The 12227-nt window shown below is 27.3% G+C and carries 11 protein-coding genes; 1 reads left to right on the top strand and 10 read right to left on the bottom strand.

Translation table 11 applies throughout. The features are described 5' to 3' along the window. Positions 1 to 11 precede the first annotated feature (11 nt). The 6 genes from IR151_RS10550 to IR151_RS10525 form a co-directional block, all read right to left on the bottom strand. Positions 12 to 1676, bottom strand: coding sequence for an ABC1 kinase family protein (locus IR151_RS10550; RefSeq protein WP_227434486.1), 1665 nt, complete (start codon positions 1674 to 1676; stop codon positions 12 to 14). A 301-nt stretch (positions 1677 to 1977) separates the two neighbouring features. Further along, a complete protein-coding gene (locus IR151_RS10545) occupies positions 1978 to 2472 on the bottom strand; it encodes a gamma carbonic anhydrase family protein (RefSeq protein ID WP_227434485.1) in 495 nt (164 codons plus the stop codon). 28 nt (positions 2473 to 2500) lie between these two features. Continuing rightward, a complete protein-coding gene (gene scfB, locus IR151_RS10540) occupies positions 2501 to 3880 on the bottom strand; it encodes a thioether cross-link-forming SCIFF peptide maturase (protein WP_227434484.1) in 1380 nt (459 codons plus the stop codon). Positions 3881 to 4236: 356 nt separating this feature from the next. After that, positions 4237 to 4383, bottom strand: a complete 147-nt coding sequence (locus IR151_RS10535; RefSeq protein WP_227434483.1) for a cyclic lactone autoinducer peptide — start codon at positions 4381 to 4383, stop codon at positions 4237 to 4239. A 3-nt stretch (positions 4384 to 4386) separates the two neighbouring features. Continuing rightward, complete coding sequence (locus IR151_RS10530) at positions 4387 to 4995, bottom strand: accessory gene regulator ArgB-like protein (RefSeq protein ID WP_227434482.1); 609 nt, start codon at positions 4993 to 4995, stop codon at positions 4387 to 4389. Between the two features lie 305 nt (positions 4996 to 5300). Further along, entirely contained in the window at positions 5301 to 6731 is a 1431-nt protein-coding gene (locus IR151_RS10525) for a DUF4116 domain-containing protein (RefSeq protein WP_227434481.1), read from the bottom strand. Between the two features lie 343 nt (positions 6732 to 7074). On the opposite strand from IR151_RS10525, the gene IR151_RS10520 reads away from it, so the two are divergent. Continuing rightward, the gene (locus tag IR151_RS10520; protein ID WP_227434480.1) at positions 7075 to 7740 is read left to right on the top strand and encodes a hypothetical protein; all 666 of its coding nucleotides are present in this window, start codon (positions 7075 to 7077) and stop codon (positions 7738 to 7740) included. A gap of 441 nt (positions 7741 to 8181) precedes the next feature. Here IR151_RS10520 and IR151_RS10515 read toward each other — a convergent pair whose 3' ends face one another. The 4 genes from IR151_RS10515 to ptsP all read right to left on the bottom strand — a co-directional run bounded on the left by IR151_RS10515 (position 8182) and on the right by ptsP (position 12171). Further along, positions 8182 to 8394 carry a hypothetical protein gene (locus IR151_RS10515; protein ID WP_227434479.1) on the bottom strand — a complete coding sequence of 71 codons (213 nt, stop codon included), beginning with the start codon at positions 8392 to 8394 and terminating at the stop codon, positions 8182 to 8184. Positions 8395 to 8513: 119 nt separating this feature from the next. After that, entirely contained in the window at positions 8514 to 9617 is a 1104-nt protein-coding gene (gene tnpB, locus IR151_RS10510; protein ID WP_413927358.1) for an IS200/IS605 family element RNA-guided endonuclease TnpB, read from the bottom strand. Between the two features lie 31 nt (positions 9618 to 9648). Further along, on the bottom strand, positions 9649 to 9987 hold the full coding sequence (gene tnpA, locus IR151_RS10505) for an IS200/IS605 family transposase (RefSeq protein ID WP_227434478.1): 339 nt from the start codon (positions 9985 to 9987) through the stop codon (positions 9649 to 9651). A gap of 471 nt (positions 9988 to 10458) precedes the next feature. Beyond that, positions 10459 to 12171, bottom strand: a complete 1713-nt coding sequence (ptsP, locus tag IR151_RS10500; RefSeq protein ID WP_227434477.1) for a phosphoenolpyruvate--protein phosphotransferase — start codon at positions 12169 to 12171, stop codon at positions 10459 to 10461. Between the last annotated feature and the right edge of the window lie 56 nt (positions 12172 to 12227).

Here is a 12227-nt window from a genome sequence, read left to right as displayed (position 1 = left end):
TTTAATTCCCCCTAATCTTTTTTGTATTTTGACCTAATACTTCTTATAACTAAGCATAGCCCTATTATAAAAGAAATAAAGAACCCTGCTATAGCAGTAAATTTTATCCATATATTATTTTCTATATTTGGTGATGCAATTATAAGTGAAGAACCTACTATGATGGATGCTAATACTAAACTTAATGACATTTGAGAAGTTAATTCTGTTATACAAATTTCTAATTTTGTCATTTTAACATCTTCAATTTGCATTTTTATATTATTTCTTTCTACATTTCTTAAGATTGCTTTTAACTGTTTTGGAATAGTTTTTACATCAAGCAATATCTCTTCCACATTTTGTCTTGAATTTAAAACTACATTCTTAGGATTGAATTTACTTTTATAATGATGCTTCATAAACTCTTTTCCCATAGAGCCAAGAGAAAAATCTGTATTCAAGGTTCTACTTGTACCCTCTAATGTTATAATAGTCTTTGCAAGTGTTACAAACTGTGCAGGCATAATTATCTTATACTGTCTAAAAAATCTAAACAATTCATTTAATATATCTGTCACATTTATCTTTTCTATAGAGATATCATAGTAGTAATGTATTAGATACAGTAAATCCTGTCTAAGACCTTTAACATCAGCTTCTCCATTTAATGCATCCATTTCTATTAATAAGTAAATTATTTTATCAACATTTTTTTCTACACCTGCTAATGCAATTTCATTTAATTGGTTCAAAGTTCTATTATCAATAATTCCAATCATTCCAAAGTCTATATATGCTATCTTGTTTCTGCCAACTATAAATATATTACCTGGATGTGGGTCTGCATGAAAAAAACCATGTGACAATACCTGTATAAAAAAAGACCTAACACCTATTTCGACAATAGTTTTTGTATTGTAGCCTAATTTTCTTATTTTTTCTACATCACTTAACTTTGTGCCATTAACTTTCTCCATTACTAAAATTCTCTTACTGTTATATTCTGAATATACTTTTGGTATATATACTTCATCACTATTTTTAAATATCCTAGAAAATTTAGTTGCATTTATAGATTCAAAATTGTAGTCAAGTTCTCTCATTAATTGAGTTTGAAATTCTTCTATCATTTGCTCTAAATCTAAATTAAAATCTTTTTTTAAGTCTTTTAATGTATGTGCAATAGTTCTAAGAATCTCCAAGTCAGATTTTATTATCTTCTCTATATTTGGCCTTTGAATTTTTACAATCACTTCTTCTCCTGTTTTAAGTATTCCTTCATAAACTTGACCAATTGAAGCTGCTGCTATTGGTTCTTCTTTAAATTCTGAGAATACTTCTTCTATGCTTAAGCCTACTTGTTCTTTAAATATTTCAATGGCTATATTTGAATCAAATTTTTCTACATCATCTCTAAGCTTTGATATTTCATCAATTATATCTTGGTCTAACAAGTCTTTTCTTGTACTCAATATTTGACCTATTTTTACATATGTAGGTCCTAGTTCTTCTAAGACTCTTTTCATTCTCTCACCAGTTGTCATATTTTTTATTTCTTCTGGTGGGTCAAATAGTGGTATTTTATATGCTATGCCCTCTATATTTAATCTTTCTACAATAAAACTAAAACCATACTTTATCAAAATATATCCAATTTCTCTATATCTCTTTAAATTCCTATAACTTATTCTCAAATTTTTTCACTCCTAGAATAGGTATACCCAAAAACTTACACCTTAATTTATCTCTGTCTACGACATTATTTTACTAATTGATACTCTAATATCTTATATCCTCTTTAATATTTAATTTTATCACATATACTAGTAATTTTATTAAATTTCTTTAACTCAGTTAATTTTTATTTTTGACATTTCATACCTATTCTAAACAACTGCTTTCTCAAAATTAAAATACCAACTAACCTAATAAAATAAATTAGTGGTTGCCTCAAAACAAATTTAAGCATGTTTTGAAACAACCACTCTTTAATTGTTATTTTTGATTTTGTGCTGCTTCTAAATACCATTGATATGACTCATCAATATATTTTTTATCTTCTTCAGTAAGTTCTCTAACTACTTTTCCGGGAGAGCCCATTATTAAAACTCCTGGTGGGAACTTTTTATTGGATGTAATTAATGTACCTGCTCCAATTAAAGTGTATTCTCCTATTTCAGCATTATCTAGTATTATTGAACCCATTCCAATTAAAACATTGTCACTAATTTTGCAACCGTGAACTATTGACCTATGCCCTACTGTTACATTATTCCCAATTACAGTATTTTCATCTCCATGTACTATTGAACAGTCTTGTATATTAGTATTTTCTCCAATAGTTATTGGTCCTTCATCTCCTCTAACTACTGCATTGTACCATACACTTGAATCTTTACCGATTTTAACATTTCCAATTATATCTGCTGATTTTGCTACAAAGACACTTTCATCAATTAAAGGTTTATCTTCTAAATACTCTCTAATCATATATAAACAACTCCTTTAAGATATAAATTTAATTATTTGCTCCTTCTAACATTAATTTTGCTTGTATCATAATAGAACATTCTGTACGCTTTCTTTGCATTTCACAGCCCAACTCATATGGTTTTGATATATCATTGTTGAAGTTTATTGCATTTGCATGACATCCACCTGAACAATAGAACTTATTCCAACATTTTTTACACTCTTCCTTAGTATATACATGAGCTTCTCTAAATGTATTTTTTAACTTTTCTGGAAGTACAATTTCTTTATCCAATATATTTGCCATTTTAAATTCTTCATTTCCAACAAATTGATGACATGGGTATATGTCTCCACTTGGTGTTACAGAAAGATACTCATTTCCAGCACCACATCCAGTTATTCTCTTTATTACGCATGGTCCTTGATTTAAATCTATCATAAAATGGAAAAATTTAAATCCATCTCCTTGTAACTGTCTATCTGCATACTCCACCGCAAATTTTTCATATTCATCAAATATTTTTGGTAAATCTTCCTCTCTAAGTGCATATGGATTACTTTCATCTCCAACAACTGGCTCTACAGATGTTAATTTAAACCCTAAATCTGCAAAATGCATAACATCTTTAGAAAAATCTAAGTTATCTCTTGTGAATGTACCTCTTATATAGTAATACTTATCTTTTGCTCTTCCTTCTACAAGTTTTTTAAATCTTGGCAATGTAATATCATAACTACCTTTGTCATTTAAAGTTGGTCTCATATTATCATTGACTTCTTTTCTTCCATCTAAACTTAAAACTACATTATGCATATTTTCATTTATATAATCTATAATTTCATCATTTAACAGAACACCATTTGTAGTTATTGTAAATCTTATATTTTTATTATAATCCTTTTCAATACTTTTTCCATATTCAACTAATTGCTTTACAACTTCAAAGTTCATTAGAGGCTCTCCACCAAAGAAATCTATCTCTAAGTTTTTTCTACTTCCAGAATTGGCAATCAAATAATCTATTGCTGCTTTACCGACTTCAAAACTCATAAGTTCTTTTTCTCCACCAAAATCCCCTTGAGCTGCAAAGCAATACTTACATTTCAAATTACAATCATGTGCTACATTTAAACATAATGCTTTTACTACAGGCTCTCTATGTACAAAGCTTGGATGATATTGATATGTATCTTCTGTATATAAAAGACCTTCTTTTTCTAAATTTAATATTTCTTCATATGCTTCATTTATTTTTTCTTCTTGATATTTAGATTTTAATATATCTAGTACTTCTTCTTTACTTTTTTCTTTATAAAAATCTAATAAATCGTATGCAACATCATCTAATACATGAACAGCTCCTCCATTCACATCTAAAACGATATTATATCCATTCATAGAAAATTTATGTATTATACTCATAACCTACCTCCTAAACTACTATCTATACTAAAGTTTTTTACTGTTTTAATTAAACTTTACCCTTCATTATATCATACAGTTTGCTTAAAATACATACAATACAAAAATGACTTACTACTCGTAAGTCATTTCAATGGATACACTATATCCCCCTAAATTAGCACACTTATACATTAAAAAATAAAGTATATTATGTACTCATAAAATAAAATTTTTGTATCTAATTACTTATTTTATATTTATTAAAAGTATAATAAGTTCTTTTTATAATAATTCTATATAAATAATTTGCTTATTTTGTATTTATTAAACCATAATATTTCTTATAATTATTTCATATAAATAATTGCTTGTTTTTAATTTATCTTTTTTAAATTCTTAATTTCTTTTGGTACCTTGGGTTGATGTATAATCCATGGACAAGTGCTATTTGCTGACAAAATTGCAGTACTCAGTGCTAATGAACTAGCACACTTCATAATTTTCACAATAAACTTTTTCATAATTTAATTCTCCCTCGTACACATTTTACTTATATTCTTTTTAGATTTTAATTTACCTAATACTAGCATTATACAAATCCAAAACATTGCAAAAGCACTATATATAAAGTAATCCATAAATACATTTGATGAAAAACTTGAAACTGTCATTAACAAGACTACTGTAGACATAGATATAGCAATTTTTTTATAAGTTAACTTTTCTATCTCACTTATAGGATTACTTTTATGCTCTACTGGACACATGATGCAAATTCCAATCCAACTAATACTAGCAATAATCATAATAATATTTTTAAATAAATATACATTTAGATTTTCTATAATAAATATTGTAGATAAGATTATAAAAATAAAGGTTAATAGACATCTAAAATAGTTATTTGCATGATACCCTCCAGAAAATTGCCTTATTGGACAGTAACATATTAAAAAAAATAATATATATGTAAATTTCCCAAATAAAAAACCTAAGAGTAGTATGGTCGTTATATTAACTATAAAAGCAATTAATATTTCAAATCCATAAGAATACACCCTAGATTCATGGTTATCTATCATGTTGTTATAAATTAAAACAGATGTCATTTTATCAGCATATCTCTTAAACATTATAACCTCCAGAAAAAAATTTTACATATATAGAATAGCGTCTTTTTTGAGAAAATTCAATATATTTTTCAAAACTAGTTATTGAAATTGTAAAACTGGTCAAAAAAAGACCTATATAATCATTTTGTTATTTTTTATATAATAAAAAAGTTATAATAAAAGAGTTTTATTAAGCTTTATATGCATAAAAGCACATAACTTATAGCATATAAGTTATGTGCTTTTATTTTTATTATAAATCCTTAATTTTATATTTATTTTTATGATATACCTTAGTTTTGCTTTTATTTTCGTAATATATATGTTTAACTTTGTTTTTGCTTCACATATTGAAGTGCTTTTCTATTCTGTTTTACTGCCTCTAAACAAACTTTTTCTGTTTGATTTTCTACATATTCCAAAGCTCTATAATTCTGTTTTACTGCTTCTAAACATATCTTTTCTGTTTGATTTTTAACATATTTTATCATTCTATAATCTTGTCTTACTGCCCTTAAACAAATATCCTCTGTTTGTTCTTTTACATATTTAAGTGCCTCAAAACTTTGATTTACTGCTTCCAAACAAACCTTTTCTGTTTGCTCTTTTACATATTGTATAGCACTGTAATTTTCTTTTACCGCCTCTATACACATTGATTCTGTTTGCTCTTCTATATATTTAAGAATATTTCCATTTTGCTTTACTGCCTCTAAACATACTTTTTCTGTTAGTATCTTTATATAGGTCAATATTTCTTTTATTTCAAAATCTTTAAATGAGCCCCTTATAGCTTCTATACATATTTCTTCTGTCTGTTTCTTTACATATTGTAATACTTTCCCATTTTGTCTTACTGCCTCTAAACAAATATTCTCTGTCTGCTCTTTTACATATTGTAGTGCTCTTCCATCATTTCTTACTGCCTCTAAACAGATTTCTTCCGTCTGCTTATTTACATATTGAAGAGCCATATAACTTCGTCTTACTGCTTCTATACATATTTTTTCTGTCTGTTCATTTACATAATACAAGGCAAAATCATTTTGCTTTACTGCTTCTATACATATTTCTTCTGTCTGTTCTCCTACACAAGGCAATGCACTGTAGTTTTCCTTTACTGCTTCTAAACATATACTATTATTTTGTTCCTTAACATAAGCTAAAGACTTTCCATCTTTTTTTACTGCTTCTAAGCATATTGTTGGAGTCTGTTCTTTTATATCCTTTAATATTTCTGCCACATCATTTTTTGATGCCCTTTCTATTAATTCTAAGCATACCTCTTCTGTCTGCTCTTCAACAAATCTAAAAACTTCCATAACATCATGAGTTGATGCACTTCTTATAGCTTCAATTAATATATTTTCTGTCTTGTCGTTTACATAATATAAGGCTCTATAATTCTGTTTTACAGCTTCTATACATATAGCTTCGGTTTGATTTGTTATGTATTTGAGAGCTTTATAAGTCTGCTTTACTGCCTCCATGCACACCCTATCATTCTTATCTTTTACAAATTCTATTATTGTACCATCTTGCCTTACTGCTAGTAAACACATTTCTTCAGTTTGATTTTCTATGTCTTTTAATTCTCTATAGTCATATTTCACTCTGCTTAAGTCATTTAAATGTACATTATTATCTTCTTCTGAATTATCCTCATTAATTTTTATATCATCCTCAAATTCTTCATCATCTAAATAGTCATCTTTATCTGGCAAAAACATAGATTTAATTTTATTTTTTATATCCATAAAATTAACCTCCTTTAATACGATTTTATCATTAAAGTAAATCATTTTTAAGTATTTATTTAATTAATTTTATATTAAGTTCTTTTAAAAGTCCATTCATTGTCGATAGATTCTATTTTATATTAATAATTTAATTATAAACATGCGGGGTAATAAAGTTAATAGTGGACATTTTTCATCCCATTAGTATATACTATTTATATTTAATACTCATTTATAGTTATTTTTTTCAATTTTTTCATCATTTACTATATCATATTCATTTAATTTATGATATTATTTAAGTATAATATAAGTTTTATAAAGTATATTAAATATATTATAAGATGGAGGTTGAGTAATTTTGAAAGGAAACATAGTACAATATAATTTTGCAGATATAGAGGAAGAAGTATATTCATTGGATTATGCTATAGCATGGAATATAGACGAGGAAAACGTAAACATTATACCATTTACAAATAAATTCTGTAAAGAATCTATAGAATCTTTTTGTTTAGGTAAAATTGACAACTTTGTTGAAATATTAAATGAAGGCTTTGTTGAAAATCATCATTATGTACATTTGGATAAGATGGTAAGTGTTCCTAAGAAAAAAGTTAATTTAGTATATCAACAAGACACATATGGTTCTCTTTTAAGAGATAGCAATAGTAATCTTATTCCTGTAAAAATAACTTCAGAACAATCTAAGTCTATATCAAATAAGGTTGATTTATTTTGTGCTGGTGAAGAAAAATGTTTAATTAATATATTACTAAAGGCTGACCCATCATATGTTTTGGATGTAGATAGCATAAAAGATAAAAACATCTTAAATTTAGGTTATGAATCTATTGATAGATACAAAGAATATAACTTTGATGATGATAAGATTTTAATATTTTTTATAAATAAAAAGCGTTATTCTGTAATTATGAAAAAAACAAATAATTCTAATGGAGATTTAGCTACTAGAAACAATGTTATTAAGGAGTTATTTGCTAATAAAGCAGGAAATATCAACTAATCTTAGGATTTTAATGTGATAATTTTTGATTAAATAATAATATACAAAGTGGGAGTAGAAAAATCTACTCCCACTTATTTATAATAAACAAATAAATCCCTGAATCTATTGAGTGATTATAATTTTTAGATTGTACTAGCTTACATTTTTAAATTTACATTTTAAAATTTAAGGTGCACTTTCTACTCTAAACTTTAATCTCTACATCAATATCATCAACTGTAACACTTACAATTAAATCTTTAATAATCAAACCTTAGACCATATATATTAAAACTCAAATTAAATTCAGGATTTATCTGGATATCACATTAGAATTATACATTCATATTCAATATCTTAAGTTCTTAATTTATTTTACCCTTAATTCTATTATTAAATACTTTTAATTATTTTTCAATACAATATCAAATTTTAACATTAATAATTTTAAGTTTAAATTTATTTCGTAAATCCAGATACTTTCCACACTCCACCATCATTTATAACATCAATATTAATGTCAGAAAAACCTAATTTTCCACCAGCCTTTTCTACCCCATCATTGGCAAATATTACATTATAACTTCTTTTATCTTTTTCTTCTTCTTCTCCTAAATCCATTTTTTCTATATATACAATTGTATCGCTATTAATATAATCTGGTAAATTCATTTCAAATCTAGTATCAGTGAACTACCATCCACTTAACTACCTACGGTAATGTTTGAAGTGGTGGCTTCTTGGTCAAGATAACTATTGTTATCAGTATCTCCAAGCTATTGGGCTAGTTCCTAACCCTTATGATTACCATTTATATGGCTAAGTTTAGTAGATTGATACTTGCTATCTCTATCGTGGAATGCTCCACACTCTGGACATTCCCATTCTCTTAGTCCTAAGTTCTTCACTAATGGATTTTTATATCCACATTTAGAACATAATTGACTAGATGCGAAATTCTTATCTGCTACTATTATTTCTCTACCATACCAATTAGCTTTATATTCTAACATTCTTCTGAACTCCGACCAACTTGCTTCGCTTATAGCTTTCGCTAACTTATGATTTTTCACCATATTCTTTACCTTCAAGTCCTCAATAACTATAACTTGGTTTTCGTGTATTAGTTTAGTTGATAACTTATTTAGGAAATCTGCTCTTTGGTCTGATATCTTTTGATGCAACCTTGCTACCTTCAATCTTGCTTTATATCTATTATTGCTTCCTTTTTGTTTTCTTGATAAGTCCTTTTGTAGTTTAGTTAATCTTTTCTCTGATTTTCTAAAGTGTTTAGGATTATCTACTCTAAATCCATCGCTACATATTGCAAATTCTTTCAATCCAACATCTACACCTATTTTCTTATCAATAGTTTTTAGTTTCTCTATTTCAGTTTCTGCTAATATAGAAATATAATATCTATTACCTGGTGTTCTCGATATAGTACAACTCTTTATTTCTCCATCAAACATTCTATGTTGTTTTATCCTAACCATCGATTTTAGTTTAGGTAATTTTATATATCCATTTTCAATCCTTACAGTACCTTTTTGGTTGTTAGTAGTATAACTATGGTAGTTTATTTTCTTAGATTTGAATTTAGGAAAACCTACTGATTTATCTCTAAAAAAGTTTTTATAGGCTTTATCTAAATTCATTTGTTCATTTGCTAGTGCTAAACTATCAACTTCTTTTAGGAACTCATATTCCTTTTTGTAATGTGCAGGTGTAGGATATTTTATTTTTTTAATATCTAAGTCCTTGTTTTCCTCATATGCTTTAATCCTATAGGATAACATAAGATTATATATAAGTCTGCTACATCCAAAAGTTTTAGCAAAATATTCTTTTTGTTCGCTATTTGGATATAATCTATATTTATATGCTCTTAGCATATTATCCCTACTTTCCTTGATTTTCTATGTATTATTTTACAACATCCAATGGAGCTCCACCAGTTGTTACTAGACAATAATTTTTGCTCCAAAAGTATTCTTTCCATAAGGACTTACGAATACTTAGAAATTCATTCTTTATTCTTCTACTTGATGCTGATTTATAAGCATTTAGGAGTTTAGATATCTCTGTATTTGGTTTTGCTTTGAATAACAAGTGCACATGGTCAATATCATGATTCCATTCTAGCAACTCCACTCCATAATTTGGGGAGATATCTACAAATATATCTTTTAGTCTATCTGATATAGAGTTATCTATTACTTTTCTTCTATATTTTATACACATAACTAAGTGATAGTGTAACAAAAATACTTAATGATTATTACTATCTAATTTCATTGTAGTTACTTCCTTTCAGTTTTTACTACTGATTTTATAATACAATACATTTTTTGAAAATCAAGTAAAATAAATAACCTATCGGTTAGGCTTACATCCTCCATCTCCTATGACGAGGAAGAGGAATTTCGCCATAGGAGGTTAAATATATACTCTTTAAACCATTCACCCTTAATATATATTACCATATTTCAAAAGTACATCCACATAACATTAATACATATTCAGGTGCAATTACCTAAAAAATAAGTCTACAAAAAACACAAACTATAATTAAAGTATTATAAATTTTAATTTATAATAATAAAAAAGCCATAGCGTATAAAATAAACTATGGCTTTTCTTTACTTATTGAGTTATTCATATTATTTATAACATATCTACATGGATATTTTATATAATATAAGTTTGTAAATTACATATTATATATTTTATAAATTACATGTTAAAAGTTGTTTCAATATATCTTTTTATTTCTTCCGCAGTACCCATATTAAGTACTTCATCAGCTAATTTTTTCATATCCGCTTCTTTAACTGAAGTTATTAATTTTCTAGCAGGAAGTATTGATATTGGAGACATAGAAAACTCGTCTAATCCCATACCTAAAAGTATTGGTATCATTTTTTGGTCTCCAGCAGATTCTCCACACATACCTGCCCATTTACCTTCTTTATGTGCATTATCTATAACTGTCTTTATAAGTCTTAAAACAGCTGGATTAAATTGATTGTAAAGATAGCTTATCTTTTGATTCATTCTATCAACTGCACAAGTATATTGTATTAAATCATTAGTTCCTATTGAGAAGAAATCTACATGTTTAGCAAGTATATCAGATATTACAGCAGCAGATGGCACTTCTATCATCATACCGATTTCTACATCTTTAGCATAAGCTATACCTTCAGAATCAAGTTCTGCTAAAACTTCTTTTACAACTTCTTTAGCTTGTAATAATTCTTCTAAAGATGAAATCATAGGGAACATTATTCTCAATCTTCCATGAACACTTGCTCTATATAAAGCTCTTAATTGAGTCTTAAATATATCTGTTCTATCTAAACAAAGTCTTATTGCTCTGTAACCTAAAAATGGATTCATTTCAGGTTCCATAGTCAAGTAACTTAACTCTTTATCTCCACCTATATCTAATGTTCTTATAACTATAGGTTTACCTTCCATTCCTTCTAATACAGCTTTATAAGCTTCATATTGTATTTCCTCAGTTGGGAAAGAATCTCTATCCATATATAAAAATTCTGTTCTATAAAGACCAACACCTTCAGCATCATTCTTTATTAGACCTTCTATATCATTAGGAGTTCCTATATTACCAGCTAATTCCACGTGTTTCCCATCAAGAGTTACTGATTGCTTTCCTTTTAATAATTGTAATGCTTTTCTTTCCTCTTCATACTTAGCTTTTAACTCAGTGTATTTGCTTATAGTTTCTTCATCTGGATTAACGATTACTTCACCAGTATCTCCATTGAAAACTACAAAATCTCCATCTTTAACATTTGAAGTTATATCACTTAGTCCAACGATTGCAGCGATTTCTAAAGTTCTAGACATTATAGCTGTATGAGAAGTTCTTCCACCTATGTCAGTTAAAAATCCTAAAACCATTTTTTTGTTCATAGTTGCTGTATCTGATGGAGTTAAATCATGTGCTATTAATACTACTTCTTCACTTAAAGCAGATAAATCAACAACTTTGATTCCTAGTATATGTCTAAGTATTCTATTTGTAACGTCCTTTATGTCTGCTGCTCTTTCTTTCATATATTCATTGTCCATAGACTCAAACATACTAACAAACATTTCTTTTATTTCATTTAAAGCATATTCTGCATTTACATTTTCAGTTTTGATTTTATCAATTGCAGAACCAATTAACTCTGGGTCTTCTAAAACTAATAAATGTGCTTCAAATATTTCTGCCTCTTCTTCTCCTAATTCTTGAGAAGCTTTTTCCTTAACTTTTATTAATTCTTCTTTAGAAACTACAACTGCATTTTCTAATTTAGCAACTTCCGCTTCAACATTATCTATAGTTTTTTTCTCAATTACTAACTCACTATGCTCAACTACTAACGCTTTCCCTAAAGCAATACCAGGAGAAGCTCCTATTCCTTTGTAAGCCATAACCCTACCTCCTAAAAATATCTTCTGTATTTTGATTCCAAATTTATAATTAAAAA

The organism is Clostridioides sp. ES-S-0006-03 (assembly GCF_020662275.1).
In the GTDB taxonomy this organism is placed as follows: domain Bacteria; phylum Bacillota; class Clostridia; order Peptostreptococcales; family Peptostreptococcaceae; genus Clostridioides.
Note: the sequence above shows the minus strand (reverse complement) of the source record. Positions and strands in the feature narration are given on the sequence as shown.